We start from the raw sequence: 17870 nt of genomic DNA on the forward strand, positions 1-17870 counted from the left end.
AAAGTTCATTGGCCATTGGTTCATTAGTCAATAGTCCATGGTTGATAGTTTGATGGTTCATTCTTAATAGTCAGATTTTCTCCAAACTCCAAACGCTCAACTCCAAACTCAACTAAGGAACAATTACTTTGAGCGAGAGTGGATTTACTACCGCATGTATCTCTGTCCCCATTTGTAAAGGCTCGCCATCTACATGCACTGCGCCAGCTTTTTCTCTAGTAATTTTAATGTTTTTGCCTTTAATAATTTCAATCATCTCTGATGTTTCGGCCTTACCTCTTAACATTACATAACCCAATAATGGCAATTTTATTATCGGAAAAGGTTTAATAATGCAAACATCAAGCAAACCATCTTTTACCGAAGCATTAGGTGCGATATAAACATCGTTGCCATACTGCGATGAATTGGCAATGCTAATGGCAAAAGCTTTTCTGGTATATTCTGCACCATCAATGTTTAACAGATAAGTTTGTGCTTTATAGTTAAAAACCTCTTTAAAACCAAGTTTTACATAGCCTGATAGTCCGCGTTTTTTATCTTTCGAAAAAACAGAACTCAAATGGGCATCGAACCCCATGCCAGCCAGATTAAAAAAACATTTGTTATTAAACTCGGCAGTATCAATTTCATCAACCCTAAAATTATTGATCAGGGAAAGTGCATACCTTAAATTTTTCGATATCCTTAAAAACCTGGCGAGGCCGTTTCCTGATCCAAGCGGTAAAATCCCCAAAATTTTTTTGTGTTTTAGCACTTTGCTTGCCACTTCGTTAATGGTGCCATCGCCACCTGCAGCAACAATTACATCGAAATTTTTAGTCGCGGCTTCGTCTGCCAATTCGCCGGCGTGACCAACATATTCGCTAAAAACAAAGTTTGGGTTAAACTTTTCCTTATCCAGATATTGATCAATAAAATCAGGGATGCGTAATTTCCCTCGCCCACCAGAGATAGGGTTTATAATAAAGAGGATATTGATCTTTGTGTGCAAAGTGTAAGAATGAATGCACAAAATAATCTATAATTTTTGAAATAAAGAAAATATGCTAATTTTGCACCAGTAAAAAAGTGGATTGATTTGCTATCCCGACACCTCGGGACCGGATTGCAACCACTTAAAAAAATTGCTAATGCCTCCTTTCAATCACTTAAACACCTGTTTCCAAGGGGTTTGGCAAGTATTAATTTGTTTATTCACCATTAATTTATTTAATAAATGTCATATTTATTTACATCAGAATCTGTTTCTGAAGGCCACCCAGATAAAATCGCCGATCAAATTTCGGATGCATTAATTGATAACTTTTTAGCTTTCGATCCAGAATCAAAGGTTGCTTGCGAAACTTTGGTAACTACTGGTCAGGTTATTTTGGCTGGTGAGGTAAAATCTAAAACATATTTAGATGTACAACAGATTGCCCGTGATGTAATCAAGAAAATTGGCTATACCAAAAGTGAATATATGTTTGAGGCCAACTCTTGCGGAATTTTATCGGCAATACACGAGCAATCTCAAGATATTAACCAAGGTGTAGATAGAAGCAACAAAGAAGAACAAGGTGCCGGCGATCAGGGTATGATGTTTGGTTATGCTACTAACGAAACCGAAGACTACATGCCTTTGGCATTAAACCTTTCTCATAAATTATTACAGGAACTTGCTGTTCTGCGCCGCGAAAATAACGAAATCACTTATTTACGCCCGGATGCAAAAAGTCAGGTTACTTTAGAGTACGACGATAACAATAAACCAGTTCGTATTGATGCGATTGTAATTTCTACACAACATGACGATTTTGATGAAGAGGCAACGATGTTGGCTAAAATCAAAACTGATTTAGTAAATATCCTGATCCCAAGAATTATCAAAAGTAATCCTGCATACGCACATTTATTTAATGATAAAATTGAATACCACATTAACCCAACCGGTAAATTTGTAATTGGTGGGCCGCATGGCGATACTGGTTTAACCGGAAGAAAAATTATTGTTGATACTTACGGTGGTAAAGGTGCACATGGTGGTGGTGCTTTCTCGGGTAAAGATCCAAGTAAAGTAGATAGAAGTGCAGCTTACGCTACACGCCATATCGCTAAAAACTTAGTGGCTGCTGGCGTGGCTGACGAAATTCTGGTTCAGGTATCATACGCAATCGGTGTTGCAAAACCAATGGGTATTTACATCAATACTTACGGCACTGGTAAAGTGGGCAAAACGGATGGCGAGATTGCTAAAATTGTAGAATCGATTTTCGATATGCGCCCTTACTTTATTGAGCAACGTTTGAAATTAAGAAACCCAATTTATAGCGAAACTGCTGCTTATGGGCATATGGGCCGTACACCAGAAACAGTTACCAAAACTTTCAAAACACCAAACGGTGAAGAAAAAACAGTTACGGTTGATCTGTTTACCTGGGAGAAATTAGATTACGTAGATCAGGTTAAAGCTGCTTTCGGCATTTAATTCTTCTAATAAATTACAGAAAAGGCATTTTGCAGCTATGCAGAACGCCTTTTTTGTTGCGGCCAGCGCAAATACCTATACTGCGGCCTGCTTAAACTTTGTAAGTTTGATCGTGCAGTCAGATGGAAACATCTGACTGAATAGATTTGTGTCAGGTGGTGACACTTGGCTCCACCCAAAAAAACCATTGATATTTGCTTGAAAAGCAGGGCTCTGTGTACATCGGCTCCGATAATCCCGCTATACGCTATACTTCGTACCGCTGCTATCGGGTTTAGTTAACTTGGGCTGGTGGTTCTTGGGGAGATAATCCCATAAGAAATAAATACACTGAAACTGTGCAGACTTCCGGTAATAGTAGCAAAAGCCTAACTACCCAAACCTGATTGAAATGAAAAGCCCGTAAGCCCGGGCCTTCACCGGGAGCGGACTTGTAATGAAAATGAGCAGGACTGACATTAAAAAGAGCTTCTGCAATTGCTTTCCAAAAAAACAATACAAAATATTTTTTCCTACGCGAACCTTACGAAGAGATTGGGCTACGGGCTTGGTAAACTTCGCAAGTCGCCCAATCTCTTCGTATTAGGCCAAGTGGTATTTCAGTTCCTGGTGGCTGCCTTGCTCTACCACTAAACCTTTATCTAATACAATAATTTTATCAGCTTTGTTCAGCGTACTCGATCGGTGCGTAATTACAATTACGGTTTTCTGTTCTTCTTTTAAAAATTCGATCATGCGTTGTACATGTTGCTCCGAAACAGAATCGAGCGATGAAGTGGCCTCATCTAAAATCAGAATTTCCGGATCTCGGTATAAAGCCCTAGCAATGGCAATCCGCTGTCTTTGTCCGCCTGATAAAGATGTACCATTTTCACCCAAATAAGTCTGAAAGCCCTTAGGTAAAGCCTCAATAAAGCCAATTAAACCCAGCTTAGTGGCGATATCAATAATCCTTTGCATATCGGGCTCTTCTTCGCCAATGGCAATATTGTCTATTACATTGCCAGCAAATAAATCAATCTGCTGAGGCACAACCGATACCATTCTGCGAAGCGACGAATTGGTAATGTACTTCAGGTCATATTTACCTATGCGCACATTGCCCGCCTGTATCGGATAAATATTCTGCAGGATAGACATTAACGTTGATTTTCCTGATCCACTCTCGCCCACGATGGCCGTAAATTTTCCTTGTGGAATGGTTAAATTCAGGTTTTCGAAAACGGGCAACCTTGCCCCATAGCGGAAAGAAACATTTTCGAAATGAATATCCCCAATTTTATCGGTACTCAGTTCAATCTGGTTTGCATCATTTTCGCGTTCCAGATCCATAATTTCGAATAACCTGTCTGCCGCAATAACGGCATCCTGTACGGTTTTATTCATTCCGATTAAAGAGGAAACCGGCCCTGTAAAATAACCGATCAACGTATAAAACGACAATAATTCTCCAGGGGTAATCGAATTGCTTAACACATAACCTGCACCCACCCAAAGCAGTACAATGGTAATCATGCGAGAAATAAACTCGGTAGACGTTCCTGATACAACGGCATTTATATTCGATTTAAAGCCTGCCTGAAGCAACTTGATGAAACGGGTTTCGGTTTTATCGTTAGCATGATCTTCTAAGCCGAAACGTTTAATGGTACCTACCGCGTTTAAGCTTTCTACCAATTGCGATTCGAGCTCGGCAGCATCTTCCATTAACCTACGTTGTGTACGTTTGTTAAATCTATCGGTAATTACATAGATTATTAGGTACAACGGGATAACCGTAAGCGTGATGAGTGCTAGTTTCCAGTAGTAGGTAAACATCATGATGAATGAGAAGAAAACAATAAAAATGTTGACTACAAAATTTACGCATACATCATTTAGAAACGTTCTGATTTTTACGGCATCGTTAATCCTCGAAATAATTTCGCCCACCCGCATGGTATCAAAAAACTGCTGTGGTAAACGGAGCAGGTGTTTGTAGTAGCCTAAAATAAGCTGAGAATCTATTAACTGGCCGGTTTTTAAAGTAAAAATTGTTTTTGCCGAGCCAATAAATAGCTGTACCAACAGAATAACCATCATGGCTATGCTCATGAGGTTTAGCAGATTATGGTTACCATCTACCAACACAAAATCAACTAATTTCTGAACAAAAATAGAGGTGGATAAACCCAGTACAGTATAAACAATAGCACCAAATAAAACTTGCGTCAGAATGCCTTTGTGCGGTTTAATCAAATTCCAAAATCTACCTTGGATTGATTTTTTTTCATTGCCGATCTGAAAATCTTCTGATGGCAACAATAAGACTAAAGCACCAGTCCACTCCTTTTTAAATTCATCATGCGTTTTACGGTGCACTTTCCCATCTATAGGGTCCATCACCTCTATAAACTTACTGTTTACTTTATAAATCACTACATAATGCTGAAGGATATCATTCACAATGATATGTGCTATAGCGGGCGTAGGTATTTTAAATAAACTATCAAAAGGTGCTTTTACGCCTTTCGCCTCAAATCCCAATTTCTGAGCCGCTTCTACAAGTCCTAAAACGGTTGTACCTTTTTTATCAGTTCCGGCAAGCTGCCTGATGCGGGCAACGGCCAAATCTAATTTATAATGAGCAGCAATTGAAGCCAGACAAGCCGCACCACAATCTGTTATATCTCGTTGCTTAACCTTTGTACTCATTGCCTTTATGTTTTTTGGATTAAGTTTGGATTAACCCAATCATCTACCTTATCGTAAAGTAATTGATATAAACTACGGTCGGTTACTTTAAAGCGTGCGGTAAAATTCATTCCTTTTTTGAGGTATCCTTTGTAACCGTTTTTTAGCATCAGAAAATTTTTATCCATTAAACACTTTACCTTAAAAGCAGGCTGGTTACCATTTAGGATCACAATATCATCCGAAATATCGATCACTTTACCTACTGCCAAACCCCACTGGTTATAATTATAGGCATTAATCTGAAAGTGCACTTCCTGCCCTTTTCTGATCAGACCAATATCTGAAGGATTGATATAGCAATAAGCAGCCAAACCGGCATCTGGCGAAACCTCTCCTATTTTTTGGTTGGCAAATACATATGCACCATTCTGCAAGCCAATTAAACTCTGCACAGAACCATTAATCGGTGCGCGCAATACATATTGTTTTTTCTGTTCGTTAAGTTCTGCCTGCTGCCCAGAAAGCTGGCGCAGTTCGTTGCGGTAACCATTGGCTTCGGTTTGCCATTGGGTTTTATATTTGGTACGCACCATTAAGTAAACCGATTCGGCCTGCTCGAGTTCGTATTTGTATTTTTCGTATTCTGATTGTGTAAGCACTTTATTCTGATAAAGTTTACTGTACCGCGCAAAATTGCTTGCGGCCTGTCTTTTTGCAATACCGGCGTTTTTTGACTCCTGTACATATTGTTGCCAGGAAGCCACATATTGGCCGCTTTGTAAATCGGATGAGCTCCCGTTAAATGAAAGTAGCGTACGGATATCCTGCAAAAATTGGGTGATCTGGTTTTTACGCGTTTCGACTAACGCATCTTGCTGTTTGGGTAAACCGGCATCAATAGCCAAAAGCGTATCGCCTAGTTTAAGTCTTTTATTATCTGATAGTCTATACTGTATTAACCGGCCATTAACCGGTACAATAAGTTCTGTTTTTTCGATGGTCGATTGTAAAACGCCTGTACCATTTATACTAATGGGTATTTTAACAAAGGGAAGGGCAATCAAAACAATTAAAATGGCTGCCACGGCAACGATATAAATTAACTGGTTTGATTTGCTAATTTGAGAACGGTAAACGAGAGCGGTATTTGAAATTCTTTCTGTAGAGTAGTTGGTTAACGCCATAGTGTTGAAATCGTAAAGCATCCGCTATTCTGAAAGCCAGAACAGCGGATACAATAAATTGCTTATAGACTCCAAACAAGTTTCAAAACATTGGTTACTGTTTTGCTTAAAAATGCTGAAGTGTCTGCACCAACTGCATTTAAAGTTCCTGCAAGAGAAGTTAAAAGTTCGTTTAATGTATTGTTAATAATACCACCACCTTCAACTTGTGACATTTCAGTTGTGTTCATTTCTTTAACACCAAGATTTTTTAATTCTAAACTTTTCATACTAGATTTTTTTGAGTTTTAAGACCCCTACTCTTTTGAAGGCTTTTCGGGATGCGCCTGATGCTTGGCCAAACACTTCGACGAATGTAACATTATTAGCTATATGGATGTAGTATTAAACACCTAACAAAAACCTAACAATTCTATAATACCCCATAAAAAACCCTATCAGAGGTAAAAAAAATGAAGCATTTAATGAAAACTTAGTGTATTATTTACCCTATTCAATTTATTCATTAACCTTAAAGTATTTTGTATTCTTTTTATTCGCTCTATTTTAAGTACAACTGCAAAAAAGCTGACCACTTAGAGACCATTTATTCTCATAAATTCCGCCTCTTTTTCTGCGATATGATCATCATCAATGGCATACGATTTAATATTGGCAATTTTCATTTCATCAATTACATCAACAAAATCCTGGAACTTAGCCGTTTTAGCTGGTTTGATAATGACGATCATATATTTGGCTGGATTATGTTGATGGGTTTCTGCAACCAGTTTCTCGTTTGCAACGATCTCTTTTTGAATGTTTGCTACAGCAGTAACCTTCATGTTTGCCTTTTCTATTGTTCCCATGTAGCAAACAGCCTTGTTGTTTTTGCCAAGCAGGATGGTCATGGTACGCGATTCGGGATAGTTTTGCACCACATTAATATCCGTTTCATCAGGTTTGGCAATATCTGCTGCATTTAAAGACCCTAATGAAGTGGTGAGCATAAAAAATGTAGTCAATAAAAACATCAGATCTACCATAGCCGTGAGGTCTACCCTTGGTGCTGATTTTTTGGTTCTTCCTTCTGCAGCCTTGCCGCTTTGAGGTTCGTTTAGCGTTGCCATAATAATTTAGTTTTTTTATGATGATGACAAGTCCGATCAAATTGCATAAAAAAAGCGATTAAAAATTAATCGCTTAAGAAAAGTCGTCATTGCGAGGAGGAACGACGAAGCAATCTTACAACTGTGGGTTCACAGCTACCGCATTAAGATGGCTTCGCCGGCTGAAAAAGCTTTCTCGCAATGACGATCATATTAATATAATATTACTTTACCGCTTCAATTACACCGCATCCCACTCTTGGCCCTGAGTTACCGGTTGGTTGCGTAGTATAATCGTCGGTACCGCCATGCACGATAATTCCACGACCGATAATGTTTTTAATATCGCCATCTTTAATACTCCATCTATCGGTGGTAACCGAGAGCGTGGCATGACCTTTATTATCTAACTTGATGTTGCCAATATCGCCGCTATGATAAGCGGCAGATCCCCATTTTCCGTGAGCTTCTTTGGTTGGATTCCAGTGGCCGTGTGTATTTTCGCCCATATTGCCGCAATCGCCATGTTCGTGAAAGTGGACCGCAACATTACTGTCTGCACGCGCAGCAAAATTCATCTCGATATCCATCTTAATTTTTCCATCGCTTAATTCGTAAAACTTTGCCGTGCCAATGGTTTTTGTATTATCAGCTGTTTCGGTCAAAGTGGCCTGGGCAATTTCTTTGTCGGTTTTGGCACAGGCACTGATAAGTGCTACACCTGCAATAGCTAAGCTTAAAAGATATTTTTTCATTTTATAAAAATTTAGTTTACATAAGAAACAGATTGACAATCATTTAGTTTGACCTAAAAAGAAAGATAGGAAAACCATTTCGAATGCCACTTGTTTAATCAGTAAAATCTTATAACTATGGAACAGCCAACAGCAATGAACACTTTGAGTCAAATTTTGGAGAAATTGAGGCTGAAAGGAAAAGATAACGAATTAAAAATTTCTGATCATGGTAAGATGCAAAGTAAATCGCTCGGAAAAATTTATAGCCCAGAAGATTTAACAATTGTTAAAACTTATCGCTTTGAAGGAGACTCAGATCCTGCAGACAATTCAGTATTGTATCTGGTAGAAGATCAGGAAAAAAATATTGGGTATATATTAGATGCTTACGGCATCTACTCTGATAATGAAGGACCGGCATTTGATGATTTCTTAAAGAAAATTCCTACCGAAAATAGAGACGAACAGGAACTTTTTTGTTAATAGTCTAAAAATTTAATTTAGAGGGAGAATTAGCGTAATCTGATTCTCCCTTTTTTTATTTTAAAAATATTAGCAGGTTATAATTCCGTAATTTTGCGCCTCATTTACGAGCGCCGAATGAAAAGCAAAATCAATATACCGCCTATACCTGCCGTTTTACTGTCTATTATCAGCGTACAATGTGGGGCAGCAATTGCAAAAGGGCTTTTCCCACAAATTGGCGCTGCTACTACAGCATCGTTACGGATCGGTTTATCAGCGGTCATCTTATTAATCGCTTTTAGGCCAAACCTATTTAAACTAAATGCCAAACAATGGAAATATGTTACCCTATATGGTGTTTGTTTAGGGGTAATGAATATGGTATTCTATATGGCTATAGCAAGAATTCCGATCGGTTTAGGCGTAACTTTAGAATTTGTTGGTCCCTTGGGCCTAGCTATTTTTGGATCTAAAAAAACTGTAGATTTCCTTTGGGTAATACTGGCTGCAAGCGGCATCGCACTAATTGCCCCCTGGACAAGTACAGGGCTAAATGTTGTTGGTGTATTGCTTGCACTTTTAGCTGGCATTTTTTGGGCAGCCTATATTATACTGGGTGGTAGAATCTCAAAAATAATGAAAGGTGGTGATGCTGTTGCCATTGGAATGTTATTCGCTACCTTGGTAATCCTACCGTTTGGTATTTTTAGCGGTGGTTTAAGTAGCCTGAATCCGAAATTACTGGGTTTAGGAGCAGCGCTTGCTCTACTATCAAGCGCCATCCCATTTACCCTCGAAATGAGAGCCCTTAAGCAGCTCCCTGCCCGGACTTTCAGCATTTTAATGAGCCTCGAACCCGCCATGGCTTCATTAGCTGCGCTCGTTTTTTTACAAGAATACCTCACTTTAAAAGAGTGTTTTGCCGTGGCTTTCGTTGTTATTGCTTCTGCGGGTTCTTCGTTAACAGCCAGGCGTGTAAAACTGTAATTAGGCCAGTTTTTCTGTTTTATAAATTACAATACCATCTGTCAACACATCCGCTTGGGCTACAAAGGCTAAAATATAAGACCGCTGGTTGTGGAGATCCAAACCTGCCTGATCTTTCCACTCCTCCTGAAAAATAAAAGTATCATCAACTGCAGATTCATGCAGATCGTACTGAATGCAGGCTTTCTCTTTACGGGAATTTACAACCATATCCAACAGCATAGCTCTTAATGCCGCTGTGGTTTCTTTTTTACTTTTAACAATTGCTGTTAGATAAATGCTCATATACTGTTGTATTTAAAAAATTTTGAGTTAAATGTTCCTCGTGCAATTTAAGTGCACTTCTAATATCTGCATTCTTTTCTACATCGTGAAAATGGATGCCATCTATACGTTCCATTCCGGTAAAAGCGTTCATTCTATGAAAACCAAATAATACACCATCATCTACGCTCGTTTCCATAAAAAATTCTTCAGGTAAGGTAAATGCTTCTTTTGGTGCATTCCACGATGATGTTACCATATACTTACGGCCATGCAACATCCCGCCCGTACCGTAGTTTCTACTCGGATTATCTGCTTTACGGCCATCACTTACATAAATTCCTTTTTTATGCCCTTCGGTAAACACAACATCGATATATTGTTTAAACCCATGTGGTAACTGAAACCACCAGATGGGTGTATGATAAATTACAACATCTGCCCAAACATATTTTTCTACTTCCTCTTTCGGATCGTAATCTTGATTGATGTTAGTTGTTTTCACTTCGAAATCTGCTAATGAAGAAAAGAAACTAGCTGTTGCATCAGCTATTGTTTCGTTAAATCTGCCACCAGAGTGACCAAACTTTTGTCCTCCGTTGATGATGAATATTTTTGTCATTTCGTTTTTCTATTTTGATAAGACAAAATTACAGCGCCTAAATCTATTATTAAAACAAGTTAATTCATAGCTTTGTATCAGAATTATAATAGCAAGATTATGGTTAATTTAGAATGGTACAGAAGTTTTAAGGCAATTTATAAAACAGGAACGTTAACCGGTGCGGCAGAAAATCTGTTTATTTCGCAGCCAGGGGTAAGTTTGCACTTAAGTTCTTTAGAAAGTTATGTTGGATATAAATTGTTCGAACGTACGGGCAGGAAGATGATCCCGACCGAAAAAGGGAAAGTGCTTTATAATTTCATTGTAGAGCCACTTACAAAACTTGAGGATGCCGAAAAGCATTTTCAAAAAAGCACAGAAAAACATACACCTACCATTAGCGTAGGCATGTGTTTCGAAACTTTTCAAATTACGCTCGAACAATATATTTCTACACTTCCTTTTAATGTAATTATCCGTTTCGGAGAATATCCTGAGATGTTAGATCAATTGGATAAAGGTATTTTAGACCTGATTATTACCCCACAAAAAAGCAATTCGGCCAATGTAGAACACGAGGCCTTTTCTTCCGAAACCATTGTTTTAGTAGGCGGAATAGAAACTGATGGGCAAACTTTTAATTCACTGGTTAAAAAGAAAGATTTAGCCGGAATGGAAGTTTGGTTAAGACAGCAAAAATGGTATGGAACAGCTGGCGATATGGAACATCTCCTACGTTTCTGGCAGCTTAATTTTGGCAAGCATGCCGATTTCCGCCCCAACTACATTGTACCTAACCTTAATTCGATTGTGCGCTGTTTATCCGGAGGAAAAGGCTTGGCTATTATTCCCGATTTTCTTTGCAAAAAAGAAGTTGAAGAAGGGAAAGTAAAAGTAATTTGGGAAGGCACCTCAAAACTCACCAACACTTTATATTTTGGTTGTAGGAAAAATACGCAATATGCATCAGAAATTCACATCATTAAAAAACTTTTTAAGGAGGTTATGGTTAGTATATAGTTTATATCGAAAATAATCATGATTAAATTCATGATTTAAGTTTATTTTGAAAGCTAGTTAAACATTTATTTTTAGAATCTTTCCTTAAAACCGCAACATGAGTCAATCAAGCCTATTTTTAAGCCATGAGCAATTATTGGAAGTTTTTAATTTAACGCATACGGCAACCGCCATACATGTTGGCGAAACGGCCATAATTCAGGCGGCAAACGATTCAATGCTCAGAATATGGGGAAAAGACAGGAGCGTGATCGGAAAATCGTTAGAAGAGGCTTTACCTGAACTTAGAGGACAACCTTTTATCGATATGTTCAGGAAAGTATGGTTGGAGGGCTTAGTTCTCTCGGGAAAAGATACCGCAGCGGATTTGGTGATCGACGGTAAACTGCAAACATTTTATTTTGATTTTGAATACCGGGCTATAAAAAACGATGCGGGTAAAACCATCTGCATTTTACATACAGCAATTGATGTAAGCGAGCGGGTACTGAGACAGCAGGCTGTAGAACAGGCGCTTGAAAGAGAAGAGGCGTTACAACGCGAGCAAACTTTAAATGAAGAACTGGCGGCAACAGTAGAAGAACTTGCCACAACCAATGAAGAACTTGTGGCCACCAACGAAGAACTCCAGGAAACACAAGAAACACTGCACGTTTTAAACAACGAACTGGAACTAAGGGTGGTTGAGCGCTTTAACCAGCTTTCGGAAAGCGAAAAGCGCTTTAGAACCATGGCAGAAGGAACCGATATTTTTATTGCTGTTGCTGATGAAAGTGGAAATGCCATTTATTTTAATAAATTGTGGGTAAAACTAACGGGCCGATCGATGAAAGACCTGCTCGACTTTGGCTGGGCAGATTTAATTCATCCTGAAGACCGGGATAGGTATCTAAATATTTACCTTTCGGCCCTTGCTGAAAAAAAACCTTTTACCGGCGAATTTAGAATACTCACCAAAAAAGGCGACTATAGATGGTTGCTTGCTAGCGGCCCTCCACGTTTTCATGCCGATGGCTCATTTGCCGGTTACATTAGCTCTTGCATTGACATTACAGAACGTAAGCTAACTGAAATAGAACGACTTAACCTGAACAAACTTATAGCGGCAAGTTCAGAATTTATAGGTATTGCCGAATTGGATATGTCAATCCAGTACCTAAATCCTGTCGCATTACAAAAACTAGGTTGGTCTGGCATTTCGAACAGAACAATCTTAGATTGCGTTTTTCCAGAGGATCGGTTAATGGCGGAGGAAATTCTACCCGGGATTTTAAAAAATAATACCTTCAGACAGGAGATTCGGTTCTGGAATGAAAAAACAGGGAATCCTTTTTGGATTGAATGGAATGGCTTTGCCATTCGGAATGAAGAAACCGATGAAATAGTTGCCATTGCTACGGTAAGCCCTGATATTACAGAACGAAAACTTTATCAGGAAGAACTGCAAGGCATAAATATGGAAATGGCAGCAGCAAACGAAGAGCTGGCCACTACGAATGAAGAGCTTGCTCAGACGCACGATGACCTTGTCAAGTACACCAATAAACTATCAGACAGTGAGGAAAAACTCAGACAGGCGATAGAAACGGGCAGAATGGGTACCTGGAGCATCAATCCGAATACACTTGAAGTTACCATGTCGAGCTTTGTTAAGGACTTGCTGGGCTTGCCATTGGATAAACCTGCAGAAATAGATATGATTATGAAGGCCGTGAATCCAGATTACCGTAACATGCTTTTTTCGGCGCTTGATAATGCCATGAAAAACCATTTACCCAGCGATATAGAATACCCGATTAACAATTTAATTAATGGACACGAGAAATGGGTAAGAACAACCGGACGTGTATTTTTAGACCAGCATGGAAAGGCAGCAGAGTATTCTGGTCTTTTTATAGATGTAACGGAGCAAAAACTAGATGAGCTCCGAAAAAACGACTTTATCGGAATGGTTAGCCACGAGTTGAAAACACCGCTAACTGCTATTAATGGTTTTGTACAGGTTTTACAGCGCAAAGCGAAAAAAGATGAAGATAATTATGCCGCTATCGCTTTAGATAAAACGCATAGCCAGATCAGAAAAATGACTAACATGATTAATGGTTTCTTAAATGTATCGCGTTTGGAATCGGGTAAGCTGCTTATCGAAAAAACAAACTTTAGCTTAGGTGAACTGCTTAAAGAAACCATCGAAGAAACTTATGTGTCACAATCTTCGCATCAAATTATATTAAATCCAACATGTGAGGTTAACATTAATGCCGATAGGAATAAAATTGGTAACGTGATTTCTAACCTGATCAGCAACGGCTTAAAATATTCAGATAATGGTACACGTATCGAGATTACCTGCAAATTGCACCATACAGAGGTTGAAATTCAGATTAAAGATGAGGGAATAGGTATAAAGCCCGAAGACATTGATAAACTTTTCGAACGTTATTACCGCGTGCAGGGTAACCACACTATTTCTGGTTTTGGAATCGGGCTGTACTTAAGCGCCGAAATTATTGAAAGACATGGCGGCCGGATATGGGCTGAAAGCGAAGAAGGTAAGGGTTCTGTTTTTCATTTTACTTTGCCATTGAATTAGCACATTTTTTACCTCAAAGAACACAAAGGTTTTCGCAAAGTGCACTAAGTTTTTTCTGGAAAAATTGTCGTTACAGAACTTGTACGATCTATATTTAGTTTGTCATTCTAAGTGAAACGAAGAAACTTTCACTTCGGTATATGCTGTTAAATGAAAAGATTCTTCACTGCGTTCAGAATGACAAAAAGGCATTTTTCTTTTGTAAAACTTTAATCTATCTCTAATTCCTCCAAAACCTCATCATCAACCAAATTCGGCAGTGTAATTTTTAAAGTACCCGTCCGTTCCATTTCGCGTTCGATTGCAAAGCGGGCTTCTTTATTTCGTGCCCAGCTTCTTCTGGCAATGCCGTTGTTTACATCATAAAAAAGCATGTTTTGTAACTTTTCAGCAGCTTGTTCACTTCCATCCAATACCATTCCGAAACCGCCGTTTATTACTTCTCCCCAACCAACGCCACCGCCATTGTGGATCGAAACCCATGTAGCGCCCCTAAAACTATCGCCAATTACGTTGTGGATAGCCATATCTGCAGTAAACCTGCTTCCATCGTAAATATTGCTGGTTTCTCTAAAAGGAGAATCTGTTCCGCTTACATCATGATGATCTCTGCCCAAAATAACTGGCGCAGATAATTGGCCGGTATTAATCGCTTCGTTAAACCTCAGCGCAATCTTTGCCCTTCCTTCAGCATCTGCATATAAAATCCGGGCTTTTGAGCCTACCACAAGTTTATTTTCTTTTGCCGCGCTGATCCAATTGATATTATCTTGCAATTGTTGCTGTATTTCTGCCGGGGCACTAAGTTTAATCTCTTCCATCACTGCTTTAGCAATCCGATCAGTTAAATCGAGATCCTTGTCATTACCTGAAGCACAAACCCACCTAAATGGACCAAACCCGTAATCGAAACACAATGGGCCTAAAATATCTTCTACATAAGATGGATACTTGAAATCTACCCCATTTGGCGACATTACATCAGCACCAGCTCTACTGCACTCCAACAAAAAGGCATTTCCATAATCGAAAAAATAAGTTCCCTTGGCCGCATGTTTGTTAATGCTTTTTGCCTGCCTTTTTAGCGAATCCTGAACATAAACTTTAAACCGATCAGCTGCATTGGCCATCATTTCATTTGCTTCAATAAAACTTAAACCTACCGGATAATAGCCTCCAGAATATGGATTATGAAGTGAAGTTTGATCAGAACCAATGGCCACTCCAATATTTTCTTGATCAAACCGCTCCCAAACATCAACGATATTGCCAATGTATGCCAGAGATACCGTTTCTTTTCCTTTTTGGGCAACTATCACACGGTTAACTAATTCATCTAAATTATCAATCAGTTCGTCTACCCAACCTTGTTGATGCCTTTTGGTTGCCGCCTTTGGATTTACCTCTGCGCACACCGTAATACAGCCCACAATATTGCCCGCCTTGGTTTGTGCCCCGCTCATGCCACCTAAGCCCGCGGTAAGGAAGATTTTCCCAGCGGTATCTTGCCCATAAAAACCTTTTTTACGAAAAGCATTCATTAAGGTAATCGCTGTACCATGAACAATACCCTGAGGCCCGATGTACATGTACGAACCTGCCGTCATCTGGCCGTATTGGGTTACACCTAAAGCGTTAAATTTTTCAAGATCCTCAGGTGAAGAATAGTTGGGTATCATCATACCATTAGTAACTACAACGCGTGGTGCAGCCGTACTTGATGGAAATAATCCCTGCGGATGCCCGCTATAAATATTCAGCGTCTGCTGATCGGTCATTGTAGCCAAATATTGCATGGTTAAAAGATACTGTGCCCAATTTTGGAATACACTTCCGTTTCCGCCATAAGTAATCAGCTCTTCAGGATGCTGCGCAATGGCCGGATCTAAATTATTCTGGATCATGAGCATAATTGCAGCAGCATGAACAGTACGACAGGGATATGCCGTTATGTCTCTTGCATAAATGGCATAATCAGGCATAAAACGGTACATATAAATGTGTCCGTATTTTTCCAGTTCAGCTAAAAATTCTCGCGCAAGTGTTTGGTGCCATTCTTTTGGGAAATAACGCAAAGCATTTTTAATGCTCAGTTTTTTTTCATCTGCATTTAAAACATCCTTCCTTACAGGCGCATGGCTTAGTGCTGTATTTCTGTTTTTTTTTGCAGGCAATGTTGAAGGAATACCTGCCAGTATCTGTGTTTTAAAATCCATGTTTGCAATTTAAACTCTTTAAACCAATGTTGATTCTGCTACGCTCGCAACGGTAACAATTTTGCCCTGCTGTACCATTTGAATGGCATTCTCCATCTTATCATACATAATCTGATCTTCCTCAAAATGATCAATTTCGGTACGCACAAAATCGTGTACCGCAGTCAGTATTTTACCAGGTTTTAGTGGGTGATGATAATCAACAGCCTGTGCAGCGCAGAATAATTCGATACCGAGGATTTTTTCTACGTTTTCGATCACCTGAAGGGCTTTACGTCCGCTGATCGAACCCATGCTCACATGATCTTCCTGACCTAAAGAAGTTGGAATACTATCCGCACTAGCAGGGAAGCAAAGCCCCTTATTTTCGCTGGCCAAAGCTGCAGAGGTATATTGAACAATCATAAAACCAGAATTTAATCCAGTTTCTTTCATCAGCAGTTTAGGTACACCAGGCGTATTTCCTTCCAGGGAAAGATAAATCCGACGATCACTGATGTTTCCGATTTCTGAGGCCGCTAAACAGGCATAATCGAGCGGTAAGGCCAATGGCTGACCATGAAAATTACCGCCGCTGATCGTTAAATCGTCATTAAATATTACAGGGTTATCGGTTACAGAATTCAGTTCGATTTCTAAAGCTTCTTTTAAATGCAACCATGCCGTTCTGGAAGCGCCGTGTACCTGCGGAATACACCTTAACGAATATGGATCCTGTACCTTGGCACAATCGGCATGCGATTGCATAATTTCAGAACCTTGCAACAGTTTACGCACTTGCTCCGCCACCGCAATATTTGCCGGATAGGGCCTAAGCTGATGAAGCTGCGCATGAAAAGGCTTTTCAGAGCCTTGTAGTCCTTCGATCATCATCGCAGAAATAATATCGGCTGAAGCCAGCACATTTTCTAATCGCTGTACAACTTTAACGGCATGTGCAGCAATAAACTGGGTACCATTAATTAGAGCCAGGCCTTCTTTTGGGCCCAATTGCAGCGGACTCATCTGATATTCTTGTAAAAGCTGAGCTGTAGCAATAATTTCACCTTTGTAATGAACCTTTCCTAAACCAATTAAAGGCAAAAAGAGGTGAGATAATGGAGCAAGATCGCCAGAAGCGCCAACAGAACCTTGTTTTGGCACTACCGGTGTAGCACCGATTTCTACAAACCAGATCATTCGATCGAGCGTTTCGATTTTAATACCTGAATATCCCTGAGCCAAAGCCTGTAGTTTTAAAACCAACATCAGTTTTGATATTTCACTATCTATCGGTTCGCCTACGCCAACAGCGTGGCTTTTTAGAATATTCTCCTGCAATTTACGGGTATCAACCGCCGAAATCATGGAGGTACACAGCGGTCCGAAGCCAGTATTAATGCCGTAAACAGCTTTACTTGAAACCGCAATTCGCTCAACCACCTTACTGCTTTCCAACACTTTATCGCGGGTGTTCTGGCTCAATATGCCTTTTATCTCGCCATTGCTGATAGCCAAAGCCAATTTAGCAGTTAAATGATCCGTTCCGTAATTAAAAATCTGTTGTTCGCTCATGTTAAAAAGGTT

The 17870-nt window shown here is 39.5% G+C and carries 15 protein-coding genes; 5 read left to right on the forward strand and 10 right to left on the reverse strand.

Annotation, left to right across the window (positions count from 1 at the left end; all coding sequences use genetic code 11):
• Positions 1-112 precede the first annotated feature (112 nt).
• Complete coding sequence (locus tag EYS08_RS02560; RefSeq protein ID WP_244215836.1) at positions 113-994, reverse strand: diacylglycerol/lipid kinase family protein; 882 nt, start codon at positions 992-994, stop codon at positions 113-115.
• 225 nt (positions 995-1219) lie between these two features.
• Between EYS08_RS02560 and metK the strand changes: the two genes are divergently transcribed.
• Positions 1220-2470 carry a methionine adenosyltransferase gene (gene metK, locus EYS08_RS02565; protein ID WP_131028276.1) on the forward strand — a complete coding sequence of 417 codons (1251 nt, stop codon included), beginning with the start codon at positions 1220-1222 and terminating at the stop codon, positions 2468-2470.
• A 582-nt stretch (positions 2471-3052) separates the two neighbouring features.
• Here the strand turns inward: metK and EYS08_RS02570 are convergent.
• The 5 genes from EYS08_RS02570 to EYS08_RS02590 form a co-directional block, all read right to left on the reverse strand.
• Positions 3053-5164 (reverse strand): peptidase domain-containing ABC transporter, encoded by a 2112-nt coding sequence (locus EYS08_RS02570; protein ID WP_131028277.1) that lies wholly within the window; start codon positions 5162-5164, stop codon positions 3053-3055.
• Between the two features lie 5 nt (positions 5165-5169).
• Positions 5170-6330: an HlyD family secretion protein gene (locus tag EYS08_RS02575; protein WP_131028278.1), complete on the reverse strand. Its 1161-nt coding sequence runs from the start codon at positions 6328-6330 to the stop codon at positions 5170-5172.
• Between the two features lie 62 nt (positions 6331-6392).
• On the reverse strand, positions 6393-6599 hold the full coding sequence (locus EYS08_RS02580) for a bacteriocin (RefSeq protein ID WP_057931632.1): 207 nt from the start codon (positions 6597-6599) through the stop codon (positions 6393-6395).
• A gap of 306 nt (positions 6600-6905) precedes the next feature.
• The gene (locus EYS08_RS02585; protein WP_131028279.1) at positions 6906-7439 is read right to left on the reverse strand and encodes an ExbD/TolR family protein; all 534 of its coding nucleotides are present in this window, start codon (positions 7437-7439) and stop codon (positions 6906-6908) included.
• A gap of 203 nt (positions 7440-7642) precedes the next feature.
• Entirely contained in the window at positions 7643-8173 is a 531-nt protein-coding gene (locus EYS08_RS02590; RefSeq protein ID WP_131028280.1) for a superoxide dismutase family protein, read from the reverse strand.
• A 117-nt stretch (positions 8174-8290) separates the two neighbouring features.
• Here EYS08_RS02590 and EYS08_RS02595 point away from each other — a divergent pair, with 117 nt between their 5' ends.
• Positions 8291-8638 carry a hypothetical protein gene (locus EYS08_RS02595; RefSeq protein ID WP_131028281.1) on the forward strand — a complete coding sequence of 116 codons (348 nt, stop codon included), beginning with the start codon at positions 8291-8293 and terminating at the stop codon, positions 8636-8638.
• A 117-nt stretch (positions 8639-8755) separates the two neighbouring features.
• Positions 8756-9607: an EamA family transporter gene (locus tag EYS08_RS02600; protein ID WP_131028282.1), complete on the forward strand. Its 852-nt coding sequence runs from the start codon at positions 8756-8758 to the stop codon at positions 9605-9607.
• On the opposite strand, the gene EYS08_RS02605 is transcribed toward EYS08_RS02600, so the two are convergent.
• Both EYS08_RS02605 and EYS08_RS02610 read right to left on the reverse strand, forming a co-directional pair.
• Positions 9608-9892 (reverse strand): putative quinol monooxygenase, encoded by a 285-nt coding sequence (locus EYS08_RS02605; protein WP_131028283.1) that lies wholly within the window; start codon positions 9890-9892, stop codon positions 9608-9610.
• Complete coding sequence (locus EYS08_RS02610; RefSeq protein WP_131028284.1) at positions 9864-10493, reverse strand: NAD(P)H-dependent oxidoreductase; 630 nt, start codon at positions 10491-10493, stop codon at positions 9864-9866. The genes EYS08_RS02605 and EYS08_RS02610 overlap by 29 nt, the downstream gene beginning before the upstream one ends.
• Positions 10494-10592: 99 nt before the next feature.
• Here EYS08_RS02610 and EYS08_RS02615 point away from each other — a divergent pair, with 99 nt between their 5' ends.
• Positions 10593-11495: a LysR family transcriptional regulator gene (locus tag EYS08_RS02615; protein WP_131028285.1), complete on the forward strand. Its 903-nt coding sequence runs from the start codon at positions 10593-10595 to the stop codon at positions 11493-11495.
• Positions 11496-11592: 97 nt separating this feature from the next.
• Entirely contained in the window at positions 11593-14088 is a 2496-nt protein-coding gene (locus tag EYS08_RS02620; RefSeq protein WP_131028286.1) for a PAS domain S-box protein, read from the forward strand.
• 209 nt (positions 14089-14297) lie between these two features.
• Here EYS08_RS02620 and EYS08_RS02625 read toward each other — a convergent pair whose 3' ends face one another.
• Together EYS08_RS02625 and hutH are read right to left on the reverse strand one after the other, a co-directional pair.
• Entirely contained in the window at positions 14298-16304 is a 2007-nt protein-coding gene (locus EYS08_RS02625; protein ID WP_131028287.1) for a urocanate hydratase, read from the reverse strand.
• An 18-nt stretch (positions 16305-16322) separates the two neighbouring features.
• A complete protein-coding gene (hutH, locus tag EYS08_RS02630; RefSeq protein ID WP_131028288.1) occupies positions 16323-17858 on the reverse strand; it encodes a histidine ammonia-lyase in 1536 nt (511 codons plus the stop codon).
• Positions 17859-17870 lie beyond the last annotated feature (12 nt).

The sequence above is a fragment of the Pedobacter kyonggii genome, assembly GCF_004310665.1.
Classification (GTDB): Bacteria; Bacteroidota; Bacteroidia; order Sphingobacteriales; family Sphingobacteriaceae; genus Pedobacter; species Pedobacter kyonggii.